The organism is Micromonospora sp. HM134 (genome assembly GCF_007833915.1).
Classification (GTDB): Bacteria; Actinomycetota; Actinomycetes; order Mycobacteriales; family Micromonosporaceae; genus Micromonospora; species Micromonospora wenchangensis.
Genome location: NZ_CP041061.1, coordinates 3,541,288 through 3,558,471 on the forward strand (window position 1 = coordinate 3,541,288; position 17,184 = coordinate 3,558,471).

At 74.0% G+C, this 17,184-nt stretch carries 12 protein-coding genes; all 12 read left to right on the forward strand.

The annotated features are described in order from the left end of the window. The first annotated feature begins 60 nt into the window (after positions 1-60). Genes FJK98_RS15085 through FJK98_RS15140 form a run of 12 tightly spaced genes read left to right on the forward strand, consistent with a single transcriptional unit; the run spans position 61 to position 17,176 of the window. Positions 61-783, forward strand: coding sequence for a Phenylacetic acid catabolic protein (locus tag FJK98_RS15085; RefSeq protein ID WP_205789460.1), 723 nt, complete (start codon positions 61-63; stop codon positions 781-783). A gap of 15 nt (positions 784-798) precedes the next feature. Continuing rightward, positions 799-1,929, forward strand: a complete 1,131-nt coding sequence (locus FJK98_RS15090; RefSeq protein ID WP_088646324.1) for a radical SAM protein — start codon at positions 799-801, stop codon at positions 1,927-1,929. Positions 1,930-1,960: 31 nt separating this feature from the next. Then, a complete protein-coding gene (locus tag FJK98_RS15095) occupies positions 1,961-2,218 on the forward strand; it encodes an acyl carrier protein (protein WP_088646323.1) in 258 nt (85 codons plus the stop codon). Beyond that, entirely contained in the window at positions 2,215-3,081 is an 867-nt protein-coding gene (locus tag FJK98_RS15100) for an SDR family oxidoreductase (protein ID WP_240762862.1), read from the forward strand. Before FJK98_RS15095 ends, FJK98_RS15100 begins: the two co-directional genes overlap by 4 nt. Before the next feature lie 21 nt (positions 3,082-3,102). After that, entirely contained in the window at positions 3,103-6,243 is a 3,141-nt protein-coding gene (gene aroA / locus FJK98_RS15105; protein WP_145919585.1) for a 3-phosphoshikimate 1-carboxyvinyltransferase, read from the forward strand. Next, positions 6,240-7,388, forward strand: coding sequence for an acyl-CoA dehydrogenase family protein (locus FJK98_RS15110; RefSeq protein WP_145919586.1), 1,149 nt, complete (start codon positions 6,240-6,242; stop codon positions 7,386-7,388). The genes aroA and FJK98_RS15110 overlap by 4 nt, the downstream gene beginning before the upstream one ends. Continuing rightward, on the forward strand, positions 7,385-8,179 hold the full coding sequence (locus FJK98_RS15115) for an SDR family oxidoreductase (protein ID WP_145919587.1): 795 nt from the start codon (positions 7,385-7,387) through the stop codon (positions 8,177-8,179). The genes FJK98_RS15110 and FJK98_RS15115 overlap by 4 nt, the downstream gene beginning before the upstream one ends. Beyond that, on the forward strand, positions 8,176-10,230 hold the full coding sequence (locus FJK98_RS15120; RefSeq protein WP_145919588.1) for an FAD-dependent oxidoreductase: 2,055 nt from the start codon (positions 8,176-8,178) through the stop codon (positions 10,228-10,230). The genes FJK98_RS15115 and FJK98_RS15120 overlap by 4 nt, the downstream gene beginning before the upstream one ends. Next, positions 10,227-12,224 (forward strand): ABC transporter ATP-binding protein, encoded by a 1,998-nt coding sequence (locus FJK98_RS15125; RefSeq protein WP_145919589.1) that lies wholly within the window; start codon positions 10,227-10,229, stop codon positions 12,222-12,224. Before FJK98_RS15120 ends, FJK98_RS15125 begins: the two co-directional genes overlap by 4 nt. Beyond that, positions 12,221-14,125 (forward strand): ABC transporter ATP-binding protein, encoded by a 1,905-nt coding sequence (locus FJK98_RS15130; protein ID WP_240762864.1) that lies wholly within the window; start codon positions 12,221-12,223, stop codon positions 14,123-14,125. The genes FJK98_RS15125 and FJK98_RS15130 overlap by 4 nt, the downstream gene beginning before the upstream one ends. A gap of 31 nt (positions 14,126-14,156) precedes the next feature. Then, positions 14,157-15,404, forward strand: a complete 1,248-nt coding sequence (locus FJK98_RS15135) for a cytochrome P450 (RefSeq protein WP_168222478.1) — start codon at positions 14,157-14,159, stop codon at positions 15,402-15,404. A 32-nt stretch (positions 15,405-15,436) separates the two neighbouring features. Further along, complete coding sequence (locus FJK98_RS15140; protein ID WP_145919591.1) at positions 15,437-17,176, forward strand: condensation domain-containing protein; 1,740 nt, start codon at positions 15,437-15,439, stop codon at positions 17,174-17,176. The last annotated feature ends 8 nt before the right edge of the window (positions 17,177-17,184 follow it).

The window sequence follows — 17,184 nt, forward strand, 5'->3', positions numbered from 1 at the left end:
CCCCCCTTTTCCGTAATTTGCGGGTGTGAATGCCAACAGGAGGCGAGCTGCGTTATGCCGGTGGAGATCTTTGACGACGAAGAAGTGGTGGTACGTACCCCCGACGAGCTGAAGCGCATGCCCCGGGGTTACCAGAAGGCGCTGATCAGCCAGATCATGATCAACACGGAGGGTGAACTCTCCGGCGGTGACGACTACACCATGATGTTCCTGCCGCTGGCGCCCAACGCCGAGGAGCGTCAGGTGTGCGCGGAACGGGCCGCCGAGGAGTACGACCACTACAAGATCGGTAAGCGGGTGCTGGCCGAGATCGGCATCGACACCTCGCACATGGAGTCCCAGTCCATCGAGGAGCGTCGGCTCTTCGCCGACAAGCGGCTGCACCAGTGCACCACCTGGGCCGAGCGTGGGATCTACTCGTACATCGGCGAGGAGAGCGCCCTGATCATGATCAAGGAGTTCGCCCAGGGCAGCTACAAGCCGTGGGCGGACGCGGTCCGGACGATCATCCTGGACGAGAAGATCCACATCGCGCACGGCGCCCGGGTCTGCCGCAACCTCGCCACCACCGACGAGGGACGCGAGCAGTTGCAGGCGGCGCTGGACCGGCTCTGGCCGGTCTTCCGCGACCTGTTCGGCACCCCGGAGTCCGAGCGGTCCAAGCGGGCGGTCCGCTACGGCCTGCGACGCACCACCAACGGCGAGGCGTTGCAGCAGTGGGAGAACACCGTCATCCCCCGGATCCACGCGCTGGGGCTCGTCGTCCCCGCCGTGGCCACCTGAGAGGACGCCCCGCCCATGCCCACCCCCATCGCGATCAATCCCCGTCCGCTGTCCCGGCGGGAGGCCAAGGTCCGCCTGGCGTCCCTGCTGGCCGACCGGCCCGACCTGGCCGCGCGGTTGCAGGTCGTCCGGGACATGGGCCGCCGGGTCAGCGCGACCGAGGTGCACCTCACCACCACCTGCAACATCCGGTGCAAGGGGTGCTGGTACTTCGAGGGCGGCTTCGACGCGGCCGTCCCCGAGACCTCCGACCCGGCGCTGATCTCCCGGTTCGTGGACTCGCTCGTGGCCAGGGGCGTCACCCAGGCGACCCTGATCGGCGGCGAGCCGACCCTGGTCCTGCCCCGGGTCGTGCCGTTCGTCGAACGGCTGCCGTACGTGACCATCTCCACCAACGGCATCCGGCCGCTGCCGATGAGCGGCTTCGAGCACGTGGCGGTCGCCATCAGCCTGTTCGGCGGCGGGCCCCTCGACGACGCGCTGCGCGGCTACCGGGTCAACGGCTCGTCGTTCTCCGGCCTCTTCGAGACCGCCCTCGGGCACTACCGCAACGACCCCCGGGTGATCTTCGTGTACGCCCTGTCCGAGGAGGGCCTGCAGTACGTCGAGCCGACCGTGCGGGCCATCCAGGACAACGGCAACCAGGTCACCTTCAACTTCTACTCCGCCCACGGCAGCGACCACGCCCTGCGGATCGAGAACGAGCAGCGCACCCTCGCCGAGGCGCTGCGGGTCAAGCAGGCGTACCCGGAGACGGTGGTCTGCCACCCCTACTTCATCGAGTCGCTGATCACCGGCCGCACCCACTGGGACGGCCAGTTCGGCTACGACGTCTGCCCCAGCATCAGCGTGGACCACCCGGACCACGCCGAGCGCATCCGCAACGGCAACCCGGTCCTGGACGGCTTCGCCGTCTACGGCGCCGACTACCAGACCCTCCAGTTCTGCTGCACCTCCGGCAACTGCGCGGACTGCCGGGACAGCCAGGGCGTCTACAGCTGGCTGCTGGTCAGCATGAACCGGTTCCTCGACGACACCGGCCGGCTGGAGACCTGGCTGGAGCTGGCCGAGAGCTACTGGCGTCAGTGGTACTGGGCGCAACGGCACCACACCAACTTCGCCCGCCGCGCCCCGTTGACGGCCTAGCCGATTCCCCTGCGAGACAAGGAGCACCCGGATGTCCTCACCATCGACCGAGATCACCGCCCCCGCCGTCGAGGAGCGCCTGCGCGCCGAACTGATCGACCTCGGCGTCGAGGAGGACGCGATCAGCACCGACGCCAAGTTCGACGCGCTGGACATCGACTCGCTCGACGTCGCCGACCTGATGGCCATGGTCGTCAAGGAGTACGGGGTGGAGATCCCGCGCAGCGAACTCGCGGACGTCACCATCGGTCAACTCGTCGAGCGGATCGTGGCGGGCGCGTCGAGTTGAGCTCGTTGCTGAGCCTGGACAAGCGCACCTACCTGGTCACCGGGGTCCTCAACAACGAGTCCATCGCCTGGCACGTGGCGGCGGCCCTGCAACGGGAGGGCTGCGAGGTCATCCTGACCTCGTACGGGCGGGTCGGCCGGATCACCCGCCGGGTGGCCGAGATGCTGCCGTCCCGCCCCGAGGTGCTCGACCTGGACGTGATGTCCGACGCGAGCGTCGAGGAACTGGCGGAGCTGATCGGCAGCCGCTGGGGCCAGCTCGACGGGGTGCTGCACAGCATCGCCGCCGCCCCGCCGGACGCGTTGGGGGCCGGGTTCGTCACCGCCGCAGCCGGCGGGGTGCTCGACGGGTTCCGCGCCTCGGCGTACTCGTTCCAGCAGCTCACCACCGCGCTGTCGCCGCTGCTGAGCCAGGCCCCCGGCGGCGGCGCGGTGGTCGGCCTGACCGTCGACTCGACCCGGGCGCTGCCCGGCTACGGGTGGATGGGGGTCTACAAGTCGGCGCTGGAGGCGGTCTGCCGCTACCTGGCGATGCACCTCGGCCCGACCGGGATCAGGGTCAACCTGGTCGCCGCCGGGCCGGTCGAGACGGTGTCGGCGCGCGGGGTGCGCACCTTCTCCGCCCTGGCCGACCAGTACGAGCAGTGGGCGCCGCTGGGCTGGGACCGGGCCGACCCGGCCCGGGTGGTCGGGGCGGTGCTGTTCCTGCTGTCGGACCTGTCCCGGTACACCACCGGGCAGGTGGTGCACGCCGACGGCGGCATGCACGCCGTCTTCGGCGGCGTCCCGGCTCCCGGCCCGGCTGCGGGGCCGGGGCCGGGCCCAGCTCCGGCGACACCGTCGCCACCAGACACCGCCGGCTGACACACACTGCGGGGAGGGACTGTGCGTCTCGTCATCAAGGGCACGGCCGAGCCACTCGTGGGCGAGTTCGACGTCCCGGCGTCGAAGTACCACGCGCACCGGGCGCTGATGCTCGCGTCGCTGGCCGACGGGACCAGTCGCATCCACGGGGCCTGCCACGCCGGCCACGTGCAGCACACCATCCGGGCGTTGCGGGACCTCGGCACGGCCATCACCGTCGAGGACGACGCGTTCGTGGTCCGTGGCGGCCGGTACCGCCCGGTCCGTCCGGAGGTCTCCGTCGGCAGTTCGGGCACCACGCTCTACTTCCTGACCGGGCTCGCCGCCCTGGCCGAGACACCGGTCGGCATCACCGGGCAGAAGTACTTCCGGCGGCGGCCGATCCGCCCGCTGCTCGACGCCCTCGCGGGCATCGGCGTGCAGATCACCTCCACCGGTGGGCTGCTGCCGATCCGGGTCGCCGCCCACCCGCCGACCGGGGGCCGGGTGCAGATCCCCGGCACGCTCTCCCAGTGGATCTCCAGCCTGCTGCTGGTCAGCCCGTTCGCCACCGGCCCCACCGTGGTCGAGGTGGTGGGCGAGTTCAACGAGCGGTCCTACGTCGAGCTGACGGTGGCGATGATGCGCCAGTTCGGCCTGCACGTGCAGGTCAGCGCGGACGGCCGCCGGTACGACATCGAGCCCGGCCAGCGGCCCACCCCGGCGGTGGTCCGGCTGCCGCCGGACGTCGGCGCCGCCGCGTTCGGCCTGGCCGCGACCGCGCTGCACCCGTCCGACGTGCTGTTCCGGGGGCTGCCGGCGGTCCCCGCGGGGGAGCTGGACCACCCGGAGGCGCACCTGCTGGACAGCCTCACCACCATGGGCGTGCCGTTGACCCGCGATCCGGCTACCGGCTGGATCAGGGTGCGCCACGACGGGCTGCGGTTGGCCCCGGTGCGGGTGGACTGTCGCGCGGTGCCCGACATGCTGCCGGTGCTCAGCGTCCTCGGCTCCCACGCGCACGGCACCACCGTGCTCGACCACGTGGCCCACGTACGGCTCAAGGAGTCCGACCGGGTCACGGCGATGCTGCAACTCAACCGGATGGGCGGCCGGCTGCGGCTCGACGGCGACCGGCTCGTCTGCGAGGGCGTCGGCCAGTTGCGGGAGGCCGACCTGTCCTCGTTCAACGACCACCGGGTGCTGATGGCGCTCGCGGTGGCCGCCTCCCGGGCCACCGGCGAGAGCCGGCTGACCTACCCGAACGCCCACCGGATCTCCTTCCCGCAGTTCCTCGACCAGATGAACGCCGTCGGCCTCAACATGTCGGTCGACCGGGCCCGGGCCCGCCGCCTGCCCCGGCCCACCGACCCGCCGCCCGCCGGTCGACGGGCGGCCGGCGCGCCGGTCACCCGTCCGTCGCCGGTCCGCTCCGCCGGCCCGTCCGTGCCGACGGCCGAGCTGCCGACGCCGGCCGAACTGCCCACGCCGGCCGAACTGCCCACGCCGGCCGAGCTGGCCGCCACCCCGGTGGCCGAGCTGGTCCGGCGGCACGCCGACACACGCGGCGACGACGAGGCCGTGGTCGAGGCGGCCTCGCCCGGCCGGGCCGGCACCACGACGAGCTGGCGCGACCTGGACCGGGCCGCCGACCGGGCCGCGTCGCTGCTGCTGGAGCTGGGCGTCGGCCCCGGCGACGTGGTCGCCTGGCAGTTGCCCAACTGGACCGAGTTCGTGGTGCTCACGCTGGCCGCCACCCGGATCGGGGCGGTCTGCTGCCCGCTGATGCCGTTCTTCCGGGAACGCGAGATGAGCCGGCTGCTGCGCCGCTCCCGGGCCCGGGTGCTGGTGATCCCCGACCGGTTCCGGGGGCGCGCGCACCTCGCCGAGACTGCGGCGATGCTGGCCGGCCCGGACGCCCCGGGCGTGGCACACGTCCTCGTCGTCGCCGGCCACACCACCCCGGACGGCACCGCCGCCCCCGGGGACACCGCCGCACCGGCCGCCGCCGGGCTGCCGGCGGACACCACCGGCCTGCGCTGGCAGTGGTTCGGCCCGGCGCTGGCCCGGCAGCGGCCCGACGACGCCGCGCCGGCCGCCCGCCGGCCCGACCCGGCGGCGCTGGCCCAGCTGATGTTCACCTCCGGCACGTCGGGCGAGCCCAAGGGCGTGCTGCACCGCGTCGACACGCTGACCCGCGCCGCCGCCATGCAGGCCCGGCACCTCGGCCTGACCGCCGCCGACCGGCTGTTCATCCCGTCACCGCTGGCCCACCAGACCGGCTTCCTCTACGGCATGTGGCTGGGGTTCACCATCGGCGCGCCCGTGGTCCTGCAACCGATCTGGGACGGCCGGACCGCGCTGGCCACCCTGCACCACACCCGGGCCACCTTCGTCCAGGCGGCCACCCCCTTCCTCGCCGACCTCGTCGAGGCCGTGGAGACGGGCGGGCCGGCCCCGCCGGCGCTGCGGGTCTTCGTCGCCACCGGCGCGGCGGTGCCCCGCAACCTCGCCGAGCACGCCACCCGGACCCTCGGCGCTGCCGTCTGCGGGGCCTGGGGATCCACCGAATCGTGCCTCGGCACGCTCTCCGCGCCGACCGACGCCCCCGCACACGCCTGGGGCACCGACGGGCGGGCGCTGGAGGGGGTCCGGATCAGGGTGACCGACGACGCCGGCACCGTGCTCGGCCCCGGCGAGGAGGGCAACTTCGAGGTCGCCGGGGACTGCCTGTTCGCCGGGTACCTCGACCGCCCGGACCTGACCGCGGCGGCACTCACCCCGGACGGCTGGTACCGCAGCGGCGACCTGGCCACCATCGACGACGCCGGCTACCTGCGGATCACCGGCCGGGTGACCGACGTGATCAACCGGGGCGGCGAGAAGATCCCGGTGGCGGAGGTGGAGCAGCTGCTGCACACCCACCCCGCCGTCCGCGAGGTGGCGATCGTGGCGATGCCCGACCCGCGCCTCGGCGAGCGGGCCTGCGCGTTCGTGGTGACCCGCGCGGAACTCACCTTCGCCGGGATGCAGCGGTTCCTCGACGGCCACAAGGTCGCCAAGCAGTACTGGCCCGAGCGGCTGGAGACGGTGGCCGCGCTGCCCCGCAACGTGGTCGGCAAGGTGCAGAAGTTCGTGTTGCGTGACCAGATCAGCGCAACGATCGGCGAGGAGGCAGAGTGACCCAGGCCGATGGCACGTCGTTCGCGACGTTGGCCCGCGAGGTCGAGGCGTTCGTCCGGGGCCCCGGCGAGGAGTACGCGGCGGCGATCGAACGCGACCGCAGCGTCCCCGCGCAGCTCTGGACGGACCTGCGCGACCGGGGCTACCTGCGGCTCGCCGCGCCGGTCGACTACGGCGGGGCCGGCCTGTCCTTCACCCAGTACCTGCACCTGCTCGAACTCTTCTCGATGTCGCACGCCTCGCTGCGGATGATCGTGCACGTCTGTAACGGGGTGTGGCGCTCCATGGACCAGTTCGCCTCCGACGAGCAGCGCAAGAAGTTCGTGCTGCCGCAGGTCGCCGGGGACCTGCGGGTCGCGTTCACGCTCACCGAACCGACCGCCGGCACCGGGGCCGACCTGCGCGCCAGCGTGGTACGCGACGGCGACACCTACCTGCTCAGCGGCGAGAAGCACCTGATCACCTTCGGGGTCAGCTGCGACTACTGGCTGCTGTTCGCCCGGCTCGACGGCAGCACCGGCAAGGACGGCACGGTGGCGCTGATGGTGGACCGGCACGTCGGGGGCGTCCGGGTCGAACCGATGCCCGACACCATGGGCGTACGCGGCACCGACCACGCGCACCTGATCTTCGACCGGGCGCCGGTGCCGGTGGCCAACCGGCTCGGCGAGGAGGGCGACGGGTTGGCGGTCGCGCTCGGCGGCTTCCTCACCCCGAGCCGGATCGGCGTGGCGATGACCTGCGTGGGGCTGGCCCGCCGGGCGCAGGAGCTGGCGGTCGAGCACGCCCGCACCCGGGTCACCTTCGGCAAGCCGCTGACCGCCCGGCAGGCGGTGGCGTTCGCGCTCGCCGAGAACGCCGCCGACATCGAGGCCGCCCGGCAGCTCACCCTGCACGCCGCCCGCCGCTGGGAGGTGGGGGAGGACGACGCCGGGGCGCTGTCCTCGATGGCCAAGCTGGTCGCGGTGGACATGCTGACCCGGGTCACCGACAAGGCGTTGCAGGCGCACGGCGGCATCGGCTACTGGGAGGGCAGCACCATCGAACGGGTCTACCGCGACGCCCGCGCGCAGCGCTTCGAGGAGGGCACCAACGAGATCCAGAAGACCGTGATCGCCCGGGAGATCCTGGCGGCCGGCCGGTGACCGCCTTCCAGGACCGTACCGCGCTGATCACCGGCAGCTCCCGGGGCATCGGCCGGGCGCTGGCGCTCACCCTGGCCCGGGGCGGCGGCTCGGTGGTGGTCAACTACAAGAAGAACGCCGAACTGGCCGAGCAGGTCCGTAAGGAGATCACGCAGCTCGGCGGGCGGGCCGTCACCGTGGCCGCCGACATGGAGCAACCCGAGGACATCGAACGGCTCTTCGCGGTGGCCGCGCAGGAGTTCGGCACCCTCGACTACTTCGTGTGCAACGCGGCGGCCAGCTCGTTCAAGAACATCATGGACCTCAAGCCGCACCACCTCGACCGGTCGTACGCGATGAACATGCGCTCGTTCGTGCTCGGCGCGCAGCAGGCGGTGCGGATGATGCCCGACGGCGGCCGGATCGTCGCGCTGTCCAGCTACGGCAGCATCCGCGCCTACCCGACGTATGCGAACCTGGGCGCGGCCAAGGCCGCGATCGAGGCGTGGGTGCGGTACATGGCCGTGGAGTTCGCCGGACGCGGCATCAACGTCAACGCGGTCAACGGCGGCATCATCGAGACCGAGTCGTCCGGCTACTTCTACGACGTGCCCGGGATGGCCCCCCTGTCCGGGGTGCTGCCGCTGGTCCCCAAGCAGCGGATGGGCACCGCGCAGGAGGTCGCCGACGTGATCGCCTTCCTGCTCTCCCCGGCCGCCGAGTACGTCACCGGGCAGACCCTGGTGGTCGACGGCGGCCTGTCGATCGTCTCGCCGCCGTTCACCCGGGATCTGAGTGGCCCGCTGGCATGACGGCCGGACTGGACAGGGTGCTGCGGCCCGGCCGGATCGGCCGGCTGACGCTGCCGCACCGGATCGTGATGGGGGCGATGCACCTGGGCTGGGATCACCGCGACGACGACGGCCGGGCGCTGGCCGCGTTCTACCTGGCCCGGGTGCGCGGCGGCGCCGGGCTGATGGTCACCGGCGGCGCGGCGGTCAGCCCGGCCGGCGCCGACGTGCCGAGCTGCGGGGTGCTCGACGACACCGCCTTCCGGGCCCGGCTGCGCCGGGTCGCGGGGGAGGTCGGCGCGGCCGGCGGCCTGCTCGCCCTCCAGCTCTTCCACGCCGGCCGGTACGCCCGGCCGGCCACCGGCGGCCCCCATCCGGTGGCACCGTCGGCGGTGCCCAGCCCGATCTCCCGGCTCACCCCGGACGCGCTGCCCGCCGACGCGGTCACCGGGATCGTCGAGGACTTCGCCCGGGGCGCGTCGCACGCCCGTGACCTCGGGTTCAGCGCCGTGGAGATCATGGGTTCCGAGGGGTACCTGATCGACCAGTTCCTCTCCCCGCTGACCAACCGGCGCGACGACGAGTGGGGCGGCGACCCGCAGCGCCGGATGCGGTTCGGGGTGGCCGTGGTGGCGGCGGTCCGGGCCGCAGTGGGCCCCGACTTCCCGGTCGTGATGCGGATGACCGGTGACGACCTGCTGCCCGGCGGCACCGACCGGGACACCGTGACGGCGTACGCCCGCGCGCTGGCCGCCGCCGGTGCCGACGCGCTCAACGTCGGGGTCGGCTGGCACGAGTCGCCGGTGCCGACGGTGCAGGCGCTGGTGCCGCCGGGGCACTGGGTGCCGGTGGCGGCGGCGGTCAAGGCGGCGGTGGGCGTGCTGCCCGTGCTGGCCAGCAACCGGATCAACCGGCTGGCCCAGGCCGAGGCGGTCCTCGCCGGCACCCCGCTGGACCTGGTCTCGATGGCCCGCCCGTTCCTGGCCGACCCGGCCCTGGTCGAGCGGAGCCGCCACGGCCGGCCGGTGAACGTCTGCGTGGCCTGCAACCAGGCGTGCATCGACCGGTCGCTGGTGGGCGCGGCGGTGTCCTGCATGGTCAACCCGCTCGTCGGCCGGGAGGCCGACCCGGACGTCCTGGCCGATACGCGGCCCCGCACCGACCCGACGGCCCGGGTCCCCCTGGCGGTCCCGGCCGACCCGGCGGGCCGGGCCGGGTCGGTGCCGGTGGACGGGCCCCGCACGGTGGCGGTGGTCGGCGCCGGCCCGGCCGGGCTGCGCGCCGCCCACGACCTGGCCCTCGCCGGGCACCGGGTCACCGTCTACGAGGCCGACGGGGAGCCCGGCGGGCAGTTCCGGCTGGCCTGCCGGGTGCCGGGCAAGGCCGACTACGCCGAGGCGATCCGGTTCCTCACCGCCGAGCTGACCCGGCTCGGCGCGCAACTGCACACCGGCCGGCGGATCACCGACGCCGACGAGGACCTGCTGCGCCGCCACGACGGGGTGATCGTCGCCACCGGGGTGCTGCCGCGCCGCATCGACCTGCCCGGCGACGGGCTGCCGCACGTCCGCGACTACGGCACGGCCTTCGCCGACGACGCGCTCGGGCGGCGGGTCGTCGTGATCGGCGGCGGTGGCATCGCCGTGGACCTCGCCCACCTGGCCAGCCAGCGTCCGGACCGGCAGGTCACCGTCCTGCTGCGCGGCGGGCGGCTCGGCCCCCGGATGGGGCGCTCCACCCGCTGGGCGGTGCTGGCCGAGTTGCGCCGCCGCCGGGTCGACGTGGTGCCGGGCGTCCGCGACCTGCGCATCGACCCCGACGCCGTGCACCTGGTCGACGCCACCGGCGCGGAGCGGTCCGTACCCGCCGACACGGTGGTGGTGGCCGCCGGTCAACTGCCCGCCGACGGGCTGGTCCGGACCGTACGCCGGGCCGGGGTGTGGCACCGGGTGGTCGGCGGGGCCCGGGACACCACCGGGCTGGACGCGGTCCGGGCGTTCGCCGAGGGGCACGACGCCGCGCTGGCGTTCCAGCGGGCGGTGCGGACCCAGCGGGTCGGGGAGCCGGCATGAGCGGCGACGCGACGACGACCGGCACCGTGGCCGGGGTGGTCCGCCGGACCGCCGTGGACCGGTGGCGCATCGTCACCCTGCTGCCCCGGGCGGGCGTCCCGGCGGTGGGTGCCGCCGTGCTGGTCAACCTGCTGCTGGCCGCCGCGCCGGTGCTGTTCGTCGTCGCGACGAGCCGGATGATCGGCTGGCTGCCGCAGGCGGTCCGCGACGGCGTCGACGCGCCGGCCTTCGGGCACCTGGTGACCGCTTTCGTGGTGGCCGCCGGGGCGCTCAGCGCCCAGCAGTTGCTGGCCCAGCTCCAGGTCACCACGGGTCTGCTGGTGCAGCGTCGGATCGACGGCGCGGTGGCCGACGAGCTGATGGCGGCCGCGTTGGGCAGCACCAGCACCGCCCCGCTGGAGGACCAGGCGCTGCTCGAACAGCTCACCGAGGCGTCCCGCGAGGTCGAGCACGGCATCCAGAGCCCGGGTGCGGCGGGCGCCGGGATGCTGGCCCTGCTCGCCCGCTACGGGCAGCTGCTCGGGTACGCGGTGATCGTCGGCGCGGCCTTCGCCTGGGCGGCGGGGGTGGGTCTGCTCGTCGCCGTGCTCGCGTTCCGCCACGGTCAACGCGGCGGCCTGCGCCGCTACGCGGCGATCTACGGGGCGGTCGTGGCCCGGGTCCGCCGGTTGACCTACTTCCGGAGCGTGGCGATGGGGCAGCCGGCCGCCAAGGAGATCCGCGTCTTCGGTCTGCTGCCGTGGCTGCGCGAGCAGTACCGGCAGGCGTACCTGGACTGGATGCGTCCGGTGTGGGCGCAGCGGCGGCGGGTCTACCTGCGGCCGTACTTCCTCTACACCGCCGTCGGGTTGACGGTCCTCGTCGCGGTGCTCGCCGCGCTGGGGCTGGCCGGGGGGCAGGGCCAGGTGGGCCTGACCCGGCTGGCGTTGGTGATCCAGGCGGTGCTGGCGGCGGTGCAGCTCGGCGAGTTCTATCCCGAGGCCGACGTGCAGACCCAGTTCGGCATGAACGCCTACCGGGCCGTGGGCGAGTTCCGGGCCGGGATGCGCGACCGGACGTCCACCGACGACGCCCCGGCCGACGACGCCCCGGCCCCGACGGCGGCTGCCCAGCCCGCCCCGGCCCCGGCGGCGGACATCCGGTTCGAGGCGGTGTCGTTCCGCTACCCGCACCGCGCCACGCCGGTCTTCACCGACCTGGAGCTCACCCTGCCGGCGGGGGCCTGCACCGCCATCGTCGGGCTCAACGGCGCCGGCAAGACCACGCTGGTCAAGCTGCTGTCCCGGCTGGCGCTGCCGGACGCGGGCCGGATCACCGTCGGCGGCCGGCCGATCGACACGCTCCCGACGGCCCGCTGGCGACGCGACCTCGCCGTCATCTTCCAGGACTACCTGCGGTACGCCACGAGCGCGGCGGACAACATCGCGCTGGGGGCGATCCGGCACGCCGACGACCGGGACGGCATCCGGGCCGCCGCCGGGGCCGCCGGCATCCTCGCCACCCTCGACGCGCTGCCGCGTGGACTGGACACCCCGCTGAGCGGGCAGCTGCGCGACGGGGTGGACCTGTCCGGCGGGCAGTGGCAGCGGGTGGCCATCGCGCGGGCGTTGTTCGCCATCCGGCACGGCGCGTCGGTGCTGGTCCTCGACGAGCCGACGGCCAGCCTGGACGTCCGGGCCGAGGCGCGGTTCTTCGACGAGATCATCGCCGCCACCCCGGGGGTCACCACGATCCTGATCTCGCACCGGTTCGCCACCGTCCGCCGGGCGGACCACATCGTCGTGCTGGCCGAGGGGCGGGTGGTCGAGCAGGGCTCGCACGCGGAACTGCTCGCCCTGGGCGGCCGGTACGCCCGGCTGTTCACCCTCCAGGCGGAGCGCTTCGCCACCCCCGCCGCCGACACCCCGCCGGCCGACGACCCCGACCCCGGTGCGCCGGTCGACGATCCGGACGGCGGCGCGGTGGACGTCGGGTCGACCCGGAGCGTCCGGTGAACCGGGGCCTGCTCTCCGCCGGCTGGGCGCTGTGGCGCACGTCGCTGCGCCAGGACCGGCGCAAGGCGCTCACCGCGCTGGTCCTGGTCGTCGCGGGTGCGGTGGCGTGGCCGTTGGTGGCGGTGCTGCTGCGGGTGCTCTTCGACGCGGTCACCGCCGGCCGGTCGGTCGCCGCGAGCCTCGCCGGGGTGGGGGTGGCGGTCGGTCTGATCGCCGGGCTGACCCTCGGTCACTTCGCCCACATCGCCTACTTCGAACTCGCCGAACTCGACGTCCTGCACGTGCACCAGGAGTTGATGGACGCCACCAACGGCACGCCGGGGATGGCGCACTTCGAACGGTCCGCGTTCGCCGACAAGATCACCGTGCTGGAGCAGGATGTCGAGCAGCTCCGGGTCGGCCTGCAGGCCGTGCTGACCGGCGTCGGCCTGGCCGTGGCGATGACGTTGACGACGGTGGTGCTGGCCGTGCTCCACCCGCTGTTGTTGCTGCTGCCGCTGGCCGCCGTGCCGCCGCTGCTGGCCGGCCGGTGGGCGGAGCGGATGGTGAACCGGGCCCGGGAAGCGGGTGCCGAGTCCACCCGCCGGGCGGCCGGGCTGTTCCGGCTGGCCACCGACGCCGCCGCCGGCAAGGAGCTGCGCATCTTCGGGCTCACCGGGGAGGTGCGGCGGCGGCACCGCGGGCACTGGCAGGACGCCACCCGACGGTTGTGGCGGGCCCAACTGGTGGCGAGCCTGGTCCGGATGACCGGCCAGTTGGCGTTCGCCGCCGGGTACGTGCTGGCGGTGCTGCTGATCCTGCGCGACGCCGTCGCCGGCCGGCGCGGGGTGGGTGACGTGATCCTGGTCGTCACCATCGCCGCCCAGGTCAACCAGCAGGTCGCCGCAGCGGTCGGGGTGTTGCAGGACCTCCAGCGGCTGCGCAGCGTCTACCGCCGGCTCGACGAGGTGCACGACCTGGTCCGCGCCGCCGACCGGCACCCGTCGCCCGCCGACCCGCTGCCCGGTCCCGCCACCGTCGGGTCGCTCGCCGCTGTCGAGCCGCCCGTCGCCGTCGGGCCGGCCGTTGCGATCGGATCGGCCGTTGCCGTCGGGTCGGCCGCCGCCGGTGCGCCGCCGGCCCGGCTGCGGGAGGGCATCCGGCTGGCCGGGGTGACGCTGCGCTACCCCGGTGGGGCGGAACCGGTGGTCACCGGGCTGGACCTGCACCTGCCGGCCGGTGCCACGGTCGCCGTGGTCGGCGAGAACGGCGCCGGCAAGACCACCCTGGTCAAGCTGCTCTGCGGCCTGCTGACGCCGACCTCCGGCCGGATCCTCGTCGACGGCGTCGAACTGGCCGCGCTGTCCCTGCCGGGCTGGCGCGAGCGGATCGCCGCCGGCTTCCAGGACTTCGTCCGCTTCGAGCTGCCGGCCCGGCAGGCCGTGGGCGTCGGCGACCTGCCCCGCCGCGACGACGATCAGGCGGTACGCACGGCGCTGGGCCGGGCCGGCGCCGACGACCTCATCGGGCAGCTCGACGAGGGACTCGACACCCCGCTCGGCCGCAGCCACACCGACGGGGCGGAGCTGTCCGGCGGCCAGTGGCAGAAGCTCGCCCTCGGCCGGGCGTTCATGCGCGACGACCCGCTGCTGGTGGTGCTGGACGAGCCGACCGCCGCGCTCGACGCGGAGGCCGAGTACGCGCTGTTCGCCCGCTACCGCGAGCAGGCGCGGCAGGTGGCCGCCCGGACCGGCGCGGTCAGCGTGTTCGTGTCCCACCGGTTCTCCACCGTGCAACTGGCCGACCTGATCGTGGTGCTCGCCGACGGCGGTGTCGCCGAGGCCGGCAGCCACGCCGACCTGCTCGCCGCCGGGGGTCAGTACGCCGAGATGTTCGAGCTCCAGGCCAGGGCGTACCGGTGACCGGCCCCCAACGATTGCGGAGGACATGGCAGTGACCAGCGCGACACAGACCGACGAGTTCGACCCCTTCTCGCCCGAGTCCATGGACGACCCGTACCCCGCCTACGCCGAGCTGCTGCGCGCCGAGGAGCCGCTGTACCTGGCCCAGCGCGACATGTGGCTGGTGATCCGCTACGAGCACGTCCGGTTGGCGGCGAAGAACCACACCGGCCTGTCCTCGGCCGACGGGATCGCCTACCACCGCTCCACGTTGCCGGTGCTGTTCGGGCTCGACCAGCCGGACCACACCCGGCTGCGTGCCCTGATCCGGCACGACTTCTCCCCGCGCGGGGTGCAGTTCTGGCGGCCGTTCATCGAGCGGGTCTGCGGCGACCTGCTCGACGAGGCCGTGGCCACCGGCGACATCGACCTCGTCCAGCAGGCGATCATCCTGCAACCGGTGAAGGTCATCACCACCATCGTCGGGGTGCCCGACGACAACCTCGCCAAGCTCAAGCTCACCGCCGGGGTGCTGGAGAGCTTCATCGCCAACGCGAAGGTCGGCGAGGACGCCCCCGAGGACCCGGACGAGAACGCGCTGCGGTTGCAGGCCGCGAAGGCGGCGCTGTCGTCGGTCGCCGGCCTCTCCGGCTACCTGGGCAACCTGCTCACCCGACGGCGGGACGAGCCGGCCCGCGACGACGTGGTGTCGAAGCTGTTCGCCGCCGCGGCCTCCGGCGGGGTGACCGAGAACGAGATCCTCTGGCTGTGCCTCACCCTGCTGGTCGGTGGGCAGGAGACGATGACCCACTTCCTGGGCAACATGCTCGACGCCCTGCTCAACCATCCCGACCAGTTGCGCCTGGTCCGCGAGCGGCCGGAGCTGATCGGGCCGACGATCGAGGAGACCGCCCGGTTCTACCCGCCGGTGCAGAACGTCTTCCGCACCGCCACGACCGACGTGGTGGTCGGCAACACCACCATCCCGAAGGACGCCCGGGTGGAGCTGTCCTTCGCCGCCGGCAACCGGGACCCGCGCAAGTTCCCCGACCCCGACGACTACCGGATCGACCGGGTGACCGACGGCCACCTCGGCTTCGGGGCGGGCATCCACACCTGCGTCGGCGCGCACCTGGCCCGCCTGCAGGCCACCACGTTCCTGCGGATGCTCCTCGACCGTACCGACGACATCGAACTCATCGGCGAGCTGGTCAAGGTCAAGAGCCCGGCGTTCCGGGGGCTCGACCACCTGCCGCTGCGGCTGACGCCGAGGTCGTCCGGCCCGGTCGCGCGGGCGTAGTGGGTACCGAGGACCGTGGAAAGGGGGAACGGGTGACCGACACCAGCACCAGCGCGGGCACACTCAGCCTGACGTTCACCGGGGACGGGGCCGGCACCGGGCCGCTGACCTGGGCGCAGAGCGTCATGTGGGGGCCGATGCAGTGGTTCGGCAAGGAGGCGAACCAGTTCAACATCGGGCGGGCCCTGGTGCTCCCCGCACCGGTCGCGCCGGACCGGTTGACGGCCGTGCTGCGGCACCTGGTCGAGACGTACCAGACCCTGCGGACCCGGTACGTCCAGCGGGCCGACGGGCCGCGTCAGGAGGTCGCCGCCACCGGGGCGTACGACGTGGTGCTGGTCGACGACCAGGGTGACCCGGCCCGGGTCGGTGACGACCTGGTCGCGACGCTGACCGAGGCGGCGTTCGAGCACGAGGCGCAGTGGCCGCTGCGGGTCGGCTGCGCCCGGGACCGGGCCGGCCGGATCACCGCCGTCGCCCTCGTCGGCTCCCACCTGGCGTTCGACGGCTGGGCCTTCACCACCCTCACCGACCTGCTGTTCGACCGGCTCACCGGGGCGGCACCGGCCCCCGACGCCGCGCCCCCGGCCGGCGGTGTGCCGCAGCCGTTGGCGCAGGCCGCCTTCCAGCGGTCGCCGGCCGGCCAGCAGACCAGCCGGCTCGGGCTGCGGCACTGGGAGCAGGGGCTGTCCGCCGCGCCGGCCTCGATGTTCGACCTGCCGACCGCGCCGATCGGCGACCAGCCCGTCGAACGGCACCTGCTGGACTCCACGGCGGTCACCGCGGCGGCGACCGCCCTGGCCACCCGGACCCGCACCTCGTTCTCGACCGTGCTGCTCGGCCTGACCACCCTGATCCTGACCGCCTACAACGGGCACCGCACCGCCGTGTTCAAGCTGATCGCCGGCAACCGGCTGGACCGGGACAGCCGCGACCTGATCGCCCTGAACACCCTGGACGCCCTGCTGGTCCACCGGGTCGACGACGACGTCGACCTGCTCACCGCGATCCGGCAGCTGCACCGGCCGGCGTTCGACGCGTACCGGCGGGCCCAGTGCGACCCGGCCGAGGTGCGCCGGGTGGTCGAGCGGGTCGGCCGGCGGCGCGGGGTGGCGTTCGACCTGTCCGCCTACTTCAACAACGGGCACCGGGGCAGCGACTGGGCCACGCCCGACCCGGACCCGGGGCCCGACCGGCTCGCCGTGCTGCGCCGGGATTCCCGCTACTCCCGGCTGGAGCCGCTGTCCAAGAGCGACATGAGGTTCTACGTCGCCGCCAGCAACCTGGGCGACGGCCGGTGCCGGCTCGGGCTGCTGGTCGACACGGCGTACCTGCCGGGGGCGCTCGGCGAGACCGTCATCCGGGGGATCGAGACGCTGTTGTGCGCGGCGGTCACCGAGGAGGTGCGGGTCGCCGAGATCGCCGGACGGATCGGCCTGGCCCCGGCCCGCCGGGGGACCGACTGGGTGTCCACCCCGGTCGGCTGGGTCCGTCCGCAGGCGGTGGCGGACCTGGTCGGCGAGGTGGCCGGGGGCGTCTCCGCGGCGGTCCTCGTCGACCCGACGGGCGACGGCGGGGTGACGGTGTACGTGGCCGGCTCCGCCTCACCGCAGGAGCTGCACCGGCGGGTCCTCGACGCGCTGCCCGGCCGGCCCGGGGTGGCCGCGCCGACGGAATACGTGATCTGCCGGTCCGCGCCACCCGCGGGGGCCGGGCCGGACGCCTGGCGGGACATGCCGGTGCTCGCCCGGGGACCGGGCCGCGATGCGTAGGGCGGCGG

Excerpts from the sequence above, each read along its gene's own strand:
- FJK98_RS15090 (WP_088646324.1), top strand. The coding sequence starts at position 799 with ATGCCCACCCCCATCGCGATCAATCCCCGTCCGCTGTCCCGGCGGGAG.
- FJK98_RS15095 (WP_088646323.1), top strand. The coding sequence starts at position 1,961 with ATGTCCTCACCATCGACCGAGATCACCGCCCCCGCCGTCGAGGAGCGC.
- FJK98_RS15120 (WP_145919588.1), top strand. The coding sequence starts at position 8,176 with ATGACGGCCGGACTGGACAGGGTGCTGCGGCCCGGCCGGATCGGCCGG.
- FJK98_RS15125 (WP_145919589.1), top strand. The coding sequence starts at position 10,227 with ATGAGCGGCGACGCGACGACGACCGGCACCGTGGCCGGGGTGGTCCGC.